The organism is Streptomyces sp. NPDC018964, from assembly GCF_044390325.1.
Taxonomy (GTDB): Bacteria; Actinomycetota; Actinomycetes; order Streptomycetales; family Streptomycetaceae; genus Streptomyces.
Genome location: NZ_JBIRYZ010000008.1, coordinates 62,503 through 77,132 on the forward strand (window position 1 = coordinate 62,503; position 14,630 = coordinate 77,132).

13 protein-coding genes are annotated in these 14,630 nt (G+C 70.1%); 9 read left to right on the forward strand and 4 right to left on the reverse strand.

Annotated elements, in window-relative coordinates; genetic code table 11:
* Positions 1–34: 34 nt before the first annotated feature.
* Complete coding sequence (locus ACH5AO_RS15525) at positions 35–1,954, reverse strand: hypothetical protein (protein WP_398924782.1); 1,920 nt, start codon at positions 1,952–1,954, stop codon at positions 35–37.
* Between the two features lie 163 nt (positions 1,955–2,117).
* Complete coding sequence (locus tag ACH5AO_RS15530; protein ID WP_398924783.1) at positions 2,118–2,327, reverse strand: hypothetical protein; 210 nt, start codon at positions 2,325–2,327, stop codon at positions 2,118–2,120.
* Between the two features lie 129 nt (positions 2,328–2,456).
* Here ACH5AO_RS15530 and ACH5AO_RS15535 point away from each other — a divergent pair, with 129 nt between their 5' ends.
* Positions 2,457–3,431, forward strand: coding sequence for a carbohydrate kinase family protein (locus tag ACH5AO_RS15535; protein ID WP_398924784.1), 975 nt, complete (start codon positions 2,457–2,459; stop codon positions 3,429–3,431).
* Positions 3,432–3,511: 80 nt separating this feature from the next.
* Here the strand turns inward: ACH5AO_RS15535 and ACH5AO_RS15540 are convergent, their stop codons facing one another.
* A complete protein-coding gene (locus ACH5AO_RS15540; protein WP_398924785.1) occupies positions 3,512–4,900 on the reverse strand; it encodes a cysteine desulfurase/sulfurtransferase TusA family protein in 1,389 nt (462 codons plus the stop codon).
* 285 nt (positions 4,901–5,185) lie between these two features.
* Between ACH5AO_RS15540 and coxB the strand changes: the two genes are divergently transcribed.
* From coxB to ACH5AO_RS15560, 4 genes are all read left to right on the forward strand, one after another.
* Entirely contained in the window at positions 5,186–6,145 is a 960-nt protein-coding gene (gene coxB, locus ACH5AO_RS15545) for a cytochrome c oxidase subunit II (protein WP_361739888.1), read from the forward strand.
* Positions 6,142–7,878, forward strand: a complete 1,737-nt coding sequence (ctaD, locus tag ACH5AO_RS15550) for a cytochrome c oxidase subunit I (protein WP_398924786.1) — start codon at positions 6,142–6,144, stop codon at positions 7,876–7,878. Before coxB ends, ctaD begins: the two co-directional genes overlap by 4 nt.
* Positions 7,875–8,273 carry a cytochrome c oxidase subunit 4 gene (locus tag ACH5AO_RS15555; RefSeq protein WP_398924787.1) on the forward strand — a complete coding sequence of 133 codons (399 nt, stop codon included), beginning with the start codon at positions 7,875–7,877 and terminating at the stop codon, positions 8,271–8,273. Before ctaD ends, ACH5AO_RS15555 begins: the two co-directional genes overlap by 4 nt.
* Before the next feature lie 116 nt (positions 8,274–8,389).
* Complete coding sequence (locus ACH5AO_RS15560; RefSeq protein ID WP_398924788.1) at positions 8,390–9,667, forward strand: Ig-like domain-containing protein; 1,278 nt, start codon at positions 8,390–8,392, stop codon at positions 9,665–9,667.
* Between the two features lie 103 nt (positions 9,668–9,770).
* Here ACH5AO_RS15560 and ACH5AO_RS15565 read toward each other — a convergent pair whose 3' ends face one another.
* Positions 9,771–10,172, reverse strand: a complete 402-nt coding sequence (locus ACH5AO_RS15565) for a hypothetical protein (protein WP_398924789.1) — start codon at positions 10,170–10,172, stop codon at positions 9,771–9,773.
* 238 nt (positions 10,173–10,410) lie between these two features.
* Between ACH5AO_RS15565 and ACH5AO_RS15570 the strand changes: the two genes are divergently transcribed.
* From ACH5AO_RS15570 to ACH5AO_RS15585, 4 genes are all read left to right on the forward strand, one after another.
* Positions 10,411–11,022, forward strand: coding sequence for a heme-copper oxidase subunit III (locus ACH5AO_RS15570; protein WP_398924790.1), 612 nt, complete (start codon positions 10,411–10,413; stop codon positions 11,020–11,022).
* Positions 11,023–11,104: 82 nt separating this feature from the next.
* Entirely contained in the window at positions 11,105–11,917 is an 813-nt protein-coding gene (locus ACH5AO_RS15575) for a c-type cytochrome (RefSeq protein ID WP_398924791.1), read from the forward strand.
* The gene (locus tag ACH5AO_RS15580; RefSeq protein ID WP_398924792.1) at positions 11,914–12,972 is read left to right on the forward strand and encodes a Rieske 2Fe-2S domain-containing protein; all 1,059 of its coding nucleotides are present in this window, start codon (positions 11,914–11,916) and stop codon (positions 12,970–12,972) included. The genes ACH5AO_RS15575 and ACH5AO_RS15580 overlap by 4 nt, the downstream gene beginning before the upstream one ends.
* Complete coding sequence (locus ACH5AO_RS15585; RefSeq protein WP_398924793.1) at positions 12,969–14,606, forward strand: cytochrome bc complex cytochrome b subunit; 1,638 nt, start codon at positions 12,969–12,971, stop codon at positions 14,604–14,606. Before ACH5AO_RS15580 ends, ACH5AO_RS15585 begins: the two co-directional genes overlap by 4 nt.
* Positions 14,607–14,630: the final 24 nt, after the last annotated feature.

The window sequence follows — 14,630 nt, forward strand, 5'->3', positions numbered from 1 at the left end:
GGGAGGGCCGCCGCCTTCGGGCTTCTTCCCCGGACTACCGGGTGGGCGGCGCCGGCAGCCGGGCGCCGTCCTTCCACAGCGGAACCGGCTCGCCGTCCGTGCCCACGACCTCGCGGTCGCCGAGCGGCGCCTCCAGCCGCACCGTCTGCTGGTACCGCTTGGCGATCAGGATGCACACCTTGTCCGGCCAGGGCGTCTCGGTCACCCGTACCGTCACCCGGCCGCCCTTCTCGCTCGTCGTCGCCTCGTAGTCGGCGCACACCCCGCCCGTGAAGGTCACGGTCAGCTCGTCGCCCTCGGCGGTGTAGCCCTCGACGTCGACATCGCGGGTGGACGGTGCCGCGGTCGGCTCGTCACCGGGCCCGGAAGGCGCGGGACCGGTCTCCTCCGGCCGGTTCCCCGAGGCGATGTACCGCGGGTCCACCGCGGGATGCGTCACGGTGAGCGTGTCCCGCGCGCCGGCCGGCGCCACCTCGAACAGCCAGGACGGCACCAGGGCGGGCCGGCCGTCCACGCTGTGCGCGGCCAGCCCGAACACCGCCTTCTCGACCGTGATCGCGTCCTGGCCCGGCGGGGTGCCCGGAGTTCCGCACGGGGCCGCCTTCCGTTCCCCGTCCAGCGGTACGGGGTCGGCGCAGCCGCCGATTCCGGTGCGTCCGTCGGAGCGGGGCGCCGCGTTCATCAGGTCCAGCGCCTCCCGGGCGCTCACCACGGGGTACGTGTCCCCCTTCACCGGCTTCGCGAGCCGGCCGCTGCCGCCGGCCACCGTGCCGCTCGCGTCGACCGTCACCGAGGTCGTCCAGCCGTGGGTCGGCAGCCCGCCGACCTCGGGGTCGGCGTTCACCACCCGGGAGGCGCCGACGGACCCGCTCGCGTCGTACTTGGCGTCGTCCTGGCCCACCGCCTTGAAGACGGGCGCGGCGGCCTTCCTCGCGGCCTCCTCACTCACCCGGGGGCCGCCGACGGGGGGCGCCTTGCACACGTTCCCCTTGCAGTCGTCGGTGCCCGGGGCGTACCGGCTGAAGGTCCAGGCGCCCGGAGCGTCCCGGTCCACCCGCAGCGTGGGCCCGGAGCCGTCCTGGCCGCCGATCCGCCAGTCCCCGCCCTCCGCGACCGGCTTCCCGTCGAGCCCGAGGGCCTTCGCCAGCGTGACCACCTGTCCCTGGGTGATCTGTCCCCGGACGCGGTACACCGGCGCCGAACCGGGACCGTCCGGGAGCGGGCCGCCGGCGCGGTAGACGGCGCCGTAGGGGTTGGGCTCGCCGGGTGCGATGCCGTTCGCGGCGTCCTCGGAAGGACCGTCGAGGGTGAGCGGCGGGGGAGTGGCGTCCCCGTTCGCGCCAGGAGCCGCACCGTCTCCCGCGCCGCCCGTGGCACCGGCGGCGAGGTAGGCGCCACCGCCGCCGACCAGCAGTACGGCGGCCGCGACGGAGGCGATCAGCGCGGGGGAGCGCCGTCGGCCCGCCGCCGGCCCGTCGGAGCGCTCCTCCCCGGAGGGACGGCCCCCGACGAGGACCCCACCCCCACCGGAACCCCCCCCGGCCTCCGCGGCGGGCTCGCGGGTTCCGGTCCGCCGCACGGGCTCGCCTGCCCCGACGGACTCGGCCCGCTCGACGGGCTCGCGGACCTCGGTGGATTCGCGGGCTCCTGCGGGCTCGGGGGGCCTGGCGGCCTCGGTCCGCTCGGTGGGCTTGCGGGTCCTGGTGGGTCCGGCCTGTTCGGCGGGCTCGCGGGTTCCGGTGGGTCCGGTCTTCGTGGCGGGCTCGCCTGCCCCCGCGGGCTCGGTCCGCTCGGTGGAGTCGCGGGTTCCGGTGGGCTCGAGTGCCCCTGCGCGGGGTCCGGCGGTCGCGGCGTCCGTCTTTCCGTCGTCACCCGAAACGCCCCCGGTGTCGCGCGTGCCGCCGGAAGCGGGGCGCGCCTCGGCGTCGTCGTTGTCGGGTCGCTCGGTGTTCACCGCATCGCTCCTTCGGCTGCGCAACTGTCCCGGAAGGACCCTTCCCGGCCGCACCGGGACTGCTCGTGGGTCGTATCCCGCATCCCCTTTACGGGGGACAGCGATGGGACGCAGCGGGGGAGCGCACGGTTCCCCCCGGAGCGCCGGACGGGCCGGCGCCGGCTCAGTCGCCGTACTCCGACGACGCGTCCAGCAGCCGCGCCGACCGGGACGGCACGGTCACGCCGTGGATCGAGGACGGGGGGACCGGCCGGGCGGCCACCCGGTCGGGGACCGCCCAGTGGGGGACCATCCGGGCGCAGTCGCCGCGCAGCGACGCCAGGCCGCCTTCGAGGTCTGCCGGGGCGGGGGAGTGGACCTTGAGGTTCGTCATGTCGGCACCGTACGCACGGGGAAGGTCACGAAGAAAGATCTACTATCGGGTAGTTTTGCCCGCTTCTGCGAGTCCTTCCCACCCGGTAGCGTGAAGTGTCCACCCGCCTCCCTCAGGAGAATCCACGCCGTGCGCATCGCAGTCACCGGCTCCATCGCCACCGACCACCTCATGACCTTCCCCGGGCGCTTCGCCGACCAGTTCGTCGCGGACCAGCTCCACACGGTCTCGCTGTCCTTCCTGGTCGACAACCTCGACGTGCGCAGGGGCGGCGTGGGAGCGAACATCGCCTTCGGGATGGGCCAGCTCGGTACCCGCCCGATCCTCGTCGGCGCCGCCGGCTTCGACTTCGACGAATACCGGGCCTGGCTGGACCGGCACGGCGTCGACACCGAGTCCGTCCGCATCTCCGACACCCTGCACACCGCCCGCTTCGTGTGCACCACGGACGCCGACCACAACCAGATCGGCTCCTTCTACACGGGCGCGATGAGCGAGGCCCGCCTCATCGAGCTGAAGACCGTCGCCGACCGCGTGGGCGGCCTCGACCTGGTCTCCATCGGCGCCGACGACCCCGAGGCGATGCTCCGGCACACCGAGGAGTGCCGCTCCCGCGGCATCCCGTTCGCCGCCGACTTCTCCCAGCAGATCGCCCGGATGAACGGCGAGGAGATCCGGATACTGCTGGACGGGGCGACCTACCTCTTCTCCAACGAGTACGAGAAGGGGCTCATCGAGACGAAGACCGGCTGGAGCGACGCGGAGATCCTCGGCAAGGTCGGCCACCGTGTCACCACCCTCGGCGCGCGGGGTGTCCGCATCGAGCGGGCCGGCGAGGAGACGATCGAGGTCGGCTGCCCCGACGAGGAGCGCAAGGCCGATCCGACGGGCGTCGGCGACGCCTTCCGCGCGGGGTTCCTGTCGGGACTCGCGTGGGGGGTCCCGCTGGAGCGGGCGGCACAGGTGGGCTGCATGCTGGCGACGCTGGTCATCGAGACCGTGGGCACGCAGGAGTACCAGCTGCGCCGGGGGCACTTCATGGAGCGCTTCACCAAGGCGTACGGGGACGAGGCCGCGGACGAGGTCCGGGGCCATCTGAACTGAGGCCGGCCGGGGCGGGGCCGGTCGCACCCGTGCGGCGGAGCCGCCGGGGCGGCGCCACGGCCCCGCGTCCCCGGGCCGGATCAGCCGACCCGGCGGACCACGTAGGCCGTTCCCCGGTCCGCCGGCTCCTCGCCCACGTACTCCTGGCCGCGCATCTCGCACCAGGCCGGGATGTCCAGGCGGGCCGCCTCGTCGTCGGCCAGGACGCGGACCGTGCCGCCCAGCGGGACGTCCCCGATGACCTTGGCCAGTTCGATGACCGGGATCGGGCACCGTCGGCCCACGGCGTCCACCACCAGGGCCTCGTCCCCCTCCTCCGCGGGAACGGGGCCGGCGGACACCGGCGCGCCGAGCTTCTCCCGCACCCCCGCCACCACCTCCGGCAGGACGGACAGGAAGCGCTCGACGTCCTCCTCCCGCGTCCCCGGCGGCAGCGAGAGGCGGACGTTGCCCTCGCTGAGCACGCCCATCGCCCTCAGCACATGGCTCGGCGTCAGCGTGCTGCTCGTGCAGGACGACCCGGACGAGACGGAGAAGCCGGCCCGGTCCAGCTCGTGCAGCAGCGTCTCCCCGTCGACATAGAGACAGGAGAAGGTGACGATCCCGGGCAGCCGCCGCTCGGGGTCCCCGACCACCTCCACGTCCGGCACCAGCCGCGGCACCTGTGCCCGGATCCGCTCCGTCAGTTCCCGCAGCCGTACCGCCTCCTCGGCCGCCTCCGCCCGTACCGCCCGCAGCGAAGCCGCCGCCGCCACGATCGCCGGCAGGTTCTCGAACCCGGCCGCCCGCCCCGACTCCCGTTCGTCCCGCGGCCCCTGGGGCGCGAACCGCACCCCCTTGCGCACGACGAGCAGCCCCACCCCCGACGCCCCGCCCCACTTGTGGGCGCTCGCGGCGAGCAGCGACCAGTCGCCCTCCACCGGCCCCCACCCCAGTGACTGGGCCGCGTCCACCAGCAGCGGCACCCCCGCCGCCCGGCACGCCTCGGCGACCTCGGCCACCGGCTGCACGGTCCCCACCTCGTGGTTGGCCGACTGCAGGCAGGCCAGCGCGGTGTCCTGCCGCAGCGCCGCGGCGTACCCGGACGGGCTCACGACACCCGTACGGTCCACCGCGACCTCGGTGACCGACCCACCGCCTGCCTGGTGAACTTCCGCCGCATGGAGCACAGAAGAGTGTTCGACCGCGGACACGATCAGGTGATGCCCGGCGCGCCGCCGTCCGGCCAGCGCCCCCGCGATCCCGGAGTGCACCGCCCGGGTGCCCGACGAGGTGAAGACCAGCTCGTCCGCCCGGCACCCCACCGCCTCCGCGGCCGCCTCCCGCGCCGCGTCCAGCAGCAACCGCGCCCGCCGTCCCTCCCGGTAGAGCCGCGCGGGATCCGCCCACCCCTCATCGAGGGAGGCCATCAGGGCCTGCCGGGCGACGGGATGGAGGGGAGCACCGGAAGCGGCATCGAAGTAGGGCACACCGCAACGCTAAACCCCGGTGAGGGCGGCGTCCTCAGGGGTGCGGGGCCGTTTTGGCACACGGCTCCGCCGCGTGGGCGCGACCGGCCCCCGCGCACCCGCACCCGCCAAACCAGCGAACACCCCGCCCACTAGGTACCCCTCCCCAAGACCCCCCGGAGGGCGTCGGCTAGGGTTTGGTCCGCATAAACATCCAAACCCCTGCCCGACGCAGGGCGGCGACCGACCAGCGAGAAGGCAGGCCGCAGCCAATCCGCGCGGGCGAGACTCTCGGGAAGGCGCTACGTGAGTCCCAACGGCTCCGACCGCTCGCCGCGGCGCCCGATGCGGCGGAAGCTGCTGCAGGCACTGACCGCGGGCCTGGTCCTGGCGACCGCCACCGGTTGCACATGGGAGGACTTCCCCCGCCTTGGTATGCCCACCCCCACCACGGAAGAGGCTCCGCGGATCCTCTCCCTGTGGCAGGGCTCCTGGGCCGCCGCGCTCGTCGTCGGCGTGCTGGTGTGGGGCCTGATCCTGTGGAGTGCTTTCTTCCACCGGCGCAGCCGCACCAAGGTGGAGGTTCCTCCGCAGACCCGTTACAACATGCCCATCGAGGCGCTGTACACGGTGGTTCCGCTCATCATCGTCTCGGTGTTCTTCTACTTCACCGCGCGTGACGAATCCGAACTGCTGAGGCTCGAGAAGAAGCCCGACGTCACCGTCAACGTGGTCGGCTTCCAGTGGAGCTGGTGCTTCAACTACGTCGAGAACGTCGAAGGTTCCACGGGCGACGCCAAGACGTCCAAGGAACTGGAGTCGGTCCCGGAGCGCTACAAGAAGGCCTTCCCGGCCGACGCCGGCGGCGTCTACGACTGCGGCGTCCCCGGTACCCGGAACCCGCAGACCAACAACCCGGGCCCCACCCTGTGGCTGCCCGAGGGCAAGCGGGTCCGCTTCGTGCTGACCTCGCGCGACGTCATCCACTCCTTCTGGGTGGTGCCGTTCCTGATGAAGCAGGACGTCATCCCCGGCCACCCCAACGCCTTCGAGGTGACCCCCAACCGTGAGGGCACCTTCCTCGGCAAGTGCGCCGAGCTCTGCGGCGTCGACCACTCCCGGATGCTGTTCAACGTGAAGGTCGTCTCCCCCGAGCGCTACGAGCAGCACCTGAAGGACCTCGTGAAGAAGGGGCAGACCGGTTACGTGCCCGCCGGCATCGAGCAGACGGAGCACGAGAAGAACCGGGAGGCGAACATCCTGTGAGCATCCTCAACGAATCCCAGGGTGCCGCGGCGGCAGGGTCCCACTACCAGGACGAGCTGCCGGTGCGGCGCCAGAGCCGTGGCGAGATCGTCGTCAAGTGGCTGACGACCACCGACCACAAGACGATCGGCACGCTGTACCTGGTGACGTCGTTCGTGTTCTTCATCATCGGTGGCGTGATGGCCCTGGTGATGCGCGCCGAGCTGGCCCGGCCGGGCCTGCAGATCGTGTCGAACGAGCAGTTCAACCAGGCGTTCACGATGCACGGCACGATCATGCTGCTGATGTTCGCGACGCCGCTGTTCGCCGGTTTCGCCAACTGGATCATGCCGCTGCAGATCGGCGCGCCCGATGTGGCCTTCCCGCGGCTGAACATGTTCGCCTACTGGCTGTACCTGTTCGGCTCGCTGATCGCGGTCGCCGGCTTCCTCACCCCGGACGGCGCGGCCGACTTCGGCTGGTTCGCCTACTCCCCGCTGTCCGACGCGGTCCGCTCGCCGGGCATCGGCGCCGACATGTGGATCATGGGTCTGGCCTTCTCCGGCTTCGGCACCATCCTCGGCTCGGTCAACTTCATCACCACGATCATCTGCATGCGCGCGCCCGGCATGACGATGTTCCGCATGCCGATCTTCACCTGGAACGTGCTGCTGACCGGTGTGCTGGTCCTGCTCGCCTTCCCCGTCCTCGCGGCGGCGCTGTTCGCCCTGGAGGCGGACCGCAAGTTCGGGGCGCACATCTTCGACTCGGCCAACGGCGGGGCGCTGCTGTGGCAGCACCTGTTCTGGTTCTTCGGCCATCCCGAGGTGTACATCATCGCGCTGCCGTTCTTCGGCATCGTCAGTGAGGTCATCCCGGTCTTCTCCCGCAAGCCGATGTTCGGCTACATGGGTCTGATCGGCGCGACCATCGCGATCGCGGGCCTGTCGGTGACGGTGTGGGCGCACCACATGTACGTCACGGGCGGTGTGCTGCTGCCGTTCTTCTCCTTCATGACCTTCCTGATCGCGGTGCCGACCGGGGTGAAGTTCTTCAACTGGATCGGCACCATGTGGAAGGGGTCCTTGAGCTTCGAGACCCCGATGCTGTGGACGCTGGGCTTTTTGATCACCTTCACCTTCGGTGGTCTGACCGGCGTCATCCTGGCCTCGCCGCCGCTGGACTTCCACGTCTCCGACAGCTACTTCGTGGTGGCGCACTTCCACTACGTGGTCTTCGGTACGGTCGTCTTCGCGATGTTCGCCGGCTTCCACTTCTGGTGGCCGAAGTTCACCGGCAAGATGCTCGACGAGCGCCTGGGCAAGATCACCTTCTGGACGCTGTTCGTCGGCTTCCACGGCACCTTCCTGGTCCAGCACTGGCTGGGTGTCGAGGGCATGCCGCGCCGGTACGCCGACTACCTGGCGGCCGACGGCTTCACCGCGCTGAACACGGTCTCGACGATCGCCTCGTTCCTGCTGGGCATGTCGATGCTGCCGTTCTTCTACAACATCTGGAAGACGGCCAAGTACGGCAAGCCGGTCGGCGTCGACGACCCGTGGGGCTACGGCCGTTCCCTGGAGTGGGCGACCTCCTGCCCGCCGCCGCGGCACAACTTCCTCACCCTGCCGAGGATCCGCAGCGAATCCCCCGCGTTCGACCTGCACCACCCGGAGATCGCCGCCCTCGACGAGCTCGAGAACGCCGGTCACGGTGAGAAGGCCCTCTCCGGCAGCAAGGAGGCCGGCAAGTGAAGATCCAGGGCAAGATGTTCATCTGGCTGAGCGTCTTCTTCCTCATCATGGCCGGTGTCTACGGCGTGTGGTCGAAGGAGCCGGTCGGCACCACCGCCCTCTTCCTGGCCTTCGGCCTGAGCATCATGATCGGCTTCTACCTGGGCTTCACGGCCCGGCGGGTCGACGTGGGCGCGCAGGACAACAAGGAGGCGGACGTCGCCGACGACGCCGGCGAGGTCGGGTTCTTCAGCCCGCACAGCTGGCAGCCGCTCTCCCTGGCCGTGGGTGGCGCGCTGGCCTTCACGAGCGTCGCGATCGGCTGGTGGCTGATGTACTTCTCGGCGCCGCTGCTCCTGATCGGCATCTGGGGCTGGGTCTTCGAGTACTACCGCGGTGAGAACCGCACCCAGTGACCACGGCGTCGAGGGGCCCGGACACTCCATCAGGAGGGTCCGGGCCCCTCGTCGTCGCCTCACCCGTTCGGGCCGTCCAGTGAGCCGAGGGCGGTGCGGGTTCCTAGCGTGAGGCCATGAGACGCACAAAGGCCCCTCGTGGCGCGGGCGCCGGGCGGAGCCGCGTCGCCGGCCGCGCGCTACTGGCGATCGCCCTCGTCGCGGGCGTCGCGGGCTGTTCCGCCGACGGCGACCCGCTGTCCGCCGATCCCTACGACGCGGCGGACCGGATCTCCTTCAGCGGATCCGTGGAGGAGGGCGGGAAGACCGACCCCGACAAGCCCCTGGAGGTCGTCGCCGAGGACGCCGACGGGCGCATCACGGACGTCACCGTCGTGGACGCCTCAGGACGCCGGGTGGCGGGCGAGCTGGCCGCCGACGGCAGCCGCTGGCACAGCACCTCCCCGCTGGCCGCGGGCGCCCGCTACACGGTCCGGGTGAGCACCGAGGACGAGGACGGGGCGCCCGGCCGCAAGGTCCTCACCTTCACCACCGCCAAGCCCCCCGCCGCCCAGCGCCTGACCGTCGCCTTCGGGCCCGCGGCGGGCACGTACGGCGTCGGCCAGCCCCTCACCGCCGAGCTGAACGCACCCGTCAAGGACCGGGCCCAGCGAGCCGTCGTGGAGCGCGGCCTGAGGGTCGAGTCCACCCCCGCCGTGTCCGGCGCCTGGCACTGGGTGGACGACAAGAAGCTGCACTACCGCCCCCAGGAGTACTGGCCCGCCCACGCCACCGTCAGCGTGCGCAGCACCCTGGAGGGCATCAGGATCAACGACCGGCTGCGGGGCGGCAGGTCCGAGCCCCTGACGATCCGCACCGGTGACCGGGTGACAGCCGTCACCGACGCCGCCGCGCACCGGATGACGGTCTACAAGAACGACGAGGAGATCAGGCAGATCCCCGTCACCACCGGCAAGCCCGGCTTCGAGACCCGCAACGGCGTCAAGGTCGTGCTCGCCAAGGAACGCCTCGTACGTATGCGCAGCACCACCGTCGGCATCGCCGAGGGCTCGACGGAGTCGTACGACATGGACGTCGAGTTCGCCACTCGGGTGACCTGGAGCGGCGAGTACGTGCACGCCGCCCCCTGGTCCGTCGGCTCCCAGGGCTACGACAACGTCAGCCACGGCTGCGTCGGCATGAGCACCGATGACGCGGAGTGGTTCTTCGACACCGTCCGCGAGGGCGACGTCGTCGAGGTCGAGAACTCGGCCGGCGACACGATGGAACCCTTCGGCAACGGCTACGGCGACTGGAACCTGGACTGGACCACATGGCAGGCGGGCAGCGCCCTCACCCCGGACAAGACCCAGAACCCCCGAAAGGCGGCACGTCTCAGGCCGACGGCGGTGTAGCGCCCCGAAAGGGGCGCGGGCCGTGCCGATGCGCGGCTCCGCCGCGTGGGCGCGAACACCCCCACCGGCCCGAGGCCGCCGGACCACGGACAGGTCCGAGCTCCTAGGCTCCCGCAAGAGCCTTCCGTCGCAGCAGGGACGCCAGCGCCGAGGCGAACTCCACCGGCTCCACCGGCAGGGTCACCGCGGACTCGGCGCGGCTCCACGTCGCCAGCCACGCGTCCTGCGGCCTGCCGATCAGCAACAGCACCGGCGGGCAGTCGAACACCTCGTCCTTGATCTGCCGGCACATCCCCATGCCCCCCATCGGCACGGCCTCGCCGTCCAGCACGCACACGTCGATGCCGCCCCGGTCGAGCTCCGCCAGCACGGCCGCGGGGGTCGCGCACTCCACGAACTCCACGACGGGCACGTCCGGTGCCGGCCGCCGCCCGGTGGCGAGCCGCACCTGCTCCCGGGTGTTGGCGTCGTCGCTGTAGACCAGCACCGTGGCGGTCGCCTGCATTGTTCCTCCACGCGTAAGAGAGAGGGCACGGCTCTGTCGGGAACTTCGGGTACCGATGGCGCGGATGCTACCCCTTCGGACCGCTTGTCAACACTGGTTCGGACACGCCTTCGAGACGGCTTCGCGAGGGCTCCGCCACGGCCCCCGGATGGGCCATACGGGCAGTCCAGGAGGGCTGAACGCACCGAACGGCACCCCCGGGAGTGAGGGCGGGATAAGCGACCGACATAATGTCGGCGTGGCGACAGCAACGACAGTAGATACCGGGCACGCGCACCCGTCGGTCAACCGACCGAACCTCACCAGCGTCGGAACCATCATCTGGCTGAGTTCCGAGCTGATGTTCTTCGCGGCCCTCTTCGCGATGTACTTCACCCTGCGATCGGTGACCGGCCCCGACTTCTGGTCGGAGAAGGCCGACGCCCTGAACTTCCCGTTCTCGGCGGCGAACACCACGATCCTGGTGCTCTCCTCCCTCACCTGCCAGCTCGGCGTGTTCGCCGCCGAGCGCGGTGACGTGAAGAAGCTCCGGATGTGGTTCGTCGTCACCTTCATCATGGGCGCGATCTTCATCGGCGGTCAGGTCCTCGAGTACACCGAGCTGGTCAAGCACGAGGGCCTGTCCCTCTCCTCCGACGCATACGGCTCGGCGTTCTACCTGACCACCGGCTTCCACGGCCTGCACGTGACGGGCGGTCTCATCGCCTTCCTGCTGGTCCTGGGCCGGACCTACGCGGCCAAGAGGTTCACCCACGAGCAGGCGACCGCGGCCATCGTCGTGTCCTACTACTGGCACTTCGTCGATGTCGTCTGGATCGGCCTCTTCGCCACGATCTACATGATCAAGTAGCCGGGCCCGCATCCGCGCGCGCTCCTCGAGGGCGCACCAACCAGAAGCATCGACGCAGAAGATCCTGACACCGGGGTAATCCGTGAAAAAGCTCTCCGCACGACGACGCCATCCGCTGGCGGCGCTCGTCGTCCTCCTCCTCGCGCTGGCATGCACCGGGGGGCTCTACGCCGTGTTCGCACCCGCGGACAAGGCGCAGGCCGACGAAACCGCCCAGTCCCTCACCATCGAGGAGGGCAAGAAGCTCTACGCGGTCGGCTGTGCCAGCTGCCACGGCACCGGCGGTCAGGGCACCTCCGACGGCCCCAGCCTGGTGGGCGTGGGCGCCGCGGCCGTGGACTTCCAGGTGAGCACCGGCCGCATGCCGGCCGCCACCTCGCAGGCCGCGCAGATCCCGGACAAGCCGGCCGTCTACACGCAGGCCGAGATCGACCAGCTGGCGGCGTACATCGCTTCCCTGGGCGCCGGCCCGGCCATCCCCACCGCCGAGCAGTACGGCCCCGAGGGCGCCGACATCGCCAAGGGCGGCGAACTGTTCCGCAACAACTGCGCGCAGTGCCACAACTTCACCGGCAAGGGCGGTGCGCTCACGCACGGCAAGTACGCCCCCAGCCTGGAGGACGTCGCTCCCAAGCACATCTACGAGGCCATGCTCACCGGCCCGCAGAACATGCCCTCCTTCCCGGACAGCACGCTGACGGAGCAGAACAAGAAGGACATCATCGCGTACCTGGGCGAGGTCAACAGCGACGACTCCGAAAGCCCGGGCGGCATGGAGCTGGGCGGGCTCGGCCCGGTCAGTGAGGGCCTGTTCGGCTGGATCTTCGGTCTCGGCGGGCTGATCACCGTCGCTGTGTGGGTCGCCGCTCGGACCGCAAAGGCCAAGAAGTCATGAGTAGCCAAGACATCCCCGAAGAGAACCTGCCCGCAGCGCAGGACACCACCCACGGCGCGGTGAAGGTCGCGGACGAGAAGCACCCGTTCGCCGACCCGGGCCTGCCGCCCCACGAGCACCGGATCCAGGACATCGACGAGCGGGCCGCCAAGCGGTCCGAGCGCACGGTCGCCCTGCTGTTCACACTGTCGATGCTCGCCACCGTCGGCTTCATCGCCTCGTTCGTGGCGATCCCGGTCGAGAAGATCGTCTACGTCTTCCCGCTGGGCCACATCAGCGCCCTGAACCTCGCGCTCGGCGTGACGCTCGGCATCGCGCTGTTCGCCATCGGCGCGGGCGCGGTCCACTGGGCCCGCACCCTGATGTCCGACGAGGAGCTGACCGACGACCGGCACCCGATCGAGGCCTCGCCGGAGCTCAGGGCGAAGGTCATGGACGACTTCCGCCAGGGCGCCAAGGAGTCGGCGCTCGGCCGGCGCAAGCTGATCCGCAACACGATGTTCGGCGCCCTCACCCTGGTCCCGCTCTCCGGCGTCGTACTGCTGCGCGAGCTCGGTCCGCTGCCCGAGGGCAAGCTGCGCCACACCCTGTGGGGCAAGGGCAGGCTCATCGTCAACATGAACACGAACGAGCCGCTGCGGCCGTCCGACCTCATCGTGGGCTCGCTGACCTTCGCCAAGCCCGAGGGCCTGGAGGAGCACGACCACGACTTCCAGAACGAGATCGCCAAGGCCGCACTGATGCTGGTCCGCATCAAGCCGGACGACATCAAGGACAAGCGGTCCCTCGAGTGGTCGCACGAGGGCATCCTCGCGTACTCGAAGATCTGCACCCACGTCGGTTGCCCGATCTCCCTGTACGAGCAGCAGACGCATCACGCGCTGTGCCCCTGCCACCAGTCCACCTTCGACCTTTCCGACGGAGCCAAGGTCATCTTCGGTCCCGCCGGTCACCCGCTGCCGCAGCTGCGCATCGGCGTGAACGACGAGGGCTACCTCGAAGCGCTCGGCGACTTCGAAGAGCCCGTCGGTCCTGCCTTCTGGGAGCGCGGATGAGTACTACGACGACCCCCGAGTCCCGCTCGCGCGGGAAGGCCCCGGCCGGCGAGCGCGTCGCCGACTGGGCCGACGGCCGGCTGGGGATCTACTCCCTGGCCAAGGCCAACATGCGCAAGATCTTCCCGGACCACTGGTCCTTCATGCTGGGCGAGATCTGCCTCTACAGCTTCCTCATCATCATCCTCACGGGTGTGTACCTGACGCTGTTCTTCCACCCGTCGATGAACGAGGTGGAGTACCACGGCAGTTACGTCCCGCTGCAGGGACAGCTGATGAGCGAGGCCTACAAGTCGACGCTGGACATCAGCTTCGACGTCCGGGGCGGTCTGCTGATCCGGCAGATCCACCACTGGGCCGCGGTCATCTTCCTGGCCGGCATGTTCGTGCACATGATGCGCGTCTTCTTCACCGGCGCGTTCCGCAAGCCGCGTGAGATCAACTGGCTGTTCGGCTTCCTGCTGTTCGTCCTCGGCATGTTCACCGGTTTCACCGGTTACTCGCTGCCGGACGACCTGCTCTCCGGCACCGGTGTCCGCTTCACCCAGGGCGCGATCCTGTCCGTGCCGATCGTCGGCACGTACATCTCGATGTTCCTGTTCGGCGGGGAGTTCCCCGGCACGGACTTCGTGGCGCGGTTCTACTCGATCCACATCCTGCTGCTGCCGGGCATCATGCTCGGCCTGGTGGTCGCCCACCTGATCCTGGTCTTCTACCACAAGCACACGCAGTTCGCGGGTGCCGGACGGACCAACAAGAACGTCGTGGGCATGCCGCTGCTGCCGGTCTACATGGCGAAGGCGGGAGGCTTCTTCTTCCTGGTCTTCGGCTTCACCGCGCTGATCGCCGGCATCGCGTCCATCAACCCGATCTGGGCCCTGGGCCCGTACCGTCCGGACATGGTGTCCACGGGCGCCCAGCCCGACTGGTACATGGGCTTCGCCGAGGGCCTGGTCCGCGCGATGCCCGGCTGGGAGATCAACTTCTGGGGCCACACCCTGGTCCTGGGCGTCTTCGTCCCGCTGGTGATCTTCGGTCTCTTCCTGGCGGTCATCGCGCTCTACCCGTTCATCGAGTCCTGGATCACCGGGGACAAGCGCGAGCACCACATCCTGGACCGGCCGCGCAACGCCCCGACCCGTACGGCCTTCGGCGTCGCCTGGGTCACGGCGTACATGATCATGCTGATCGGTGGTGGCAACGACATCTTCGCCACGCACTTCCACCTCTCGATCAACGCGGTCACCTGGTTCGTCCGCATCGGCTTCTTCGTGGGACCGGTCATCGCGTTCGTCGTCACCAAGCGGATCTGCCTCGGCCTGCAGCGCCGGGACAAGGAGAAGGTGCTGCACGGCCGCGAGTCGGGCATCATCAAGCGCCTGCCGCACGGTGAGTTCATCGAGGTGCACGAGCCGCTCAGCCAGGAGCAGATGTACACCCTCACCGCGCACGAGCAGTACAAGCCGTTCGAGATCGGCCCCGAGGTCGACGAGAACGGTGTCCGGCGCAAGGTGAAGGCGACCGAGAAGCTGCGCGCCAAGCTGAGCAAGGGCTACTACGGCGAGGACGCCCAGATCCCGAAGCCGACCGTCGAGGAGTACAAGGAGATCACGAGCGGCCACGGCCACCACTGATCCCCTTCGGCACCTCACCCCAGT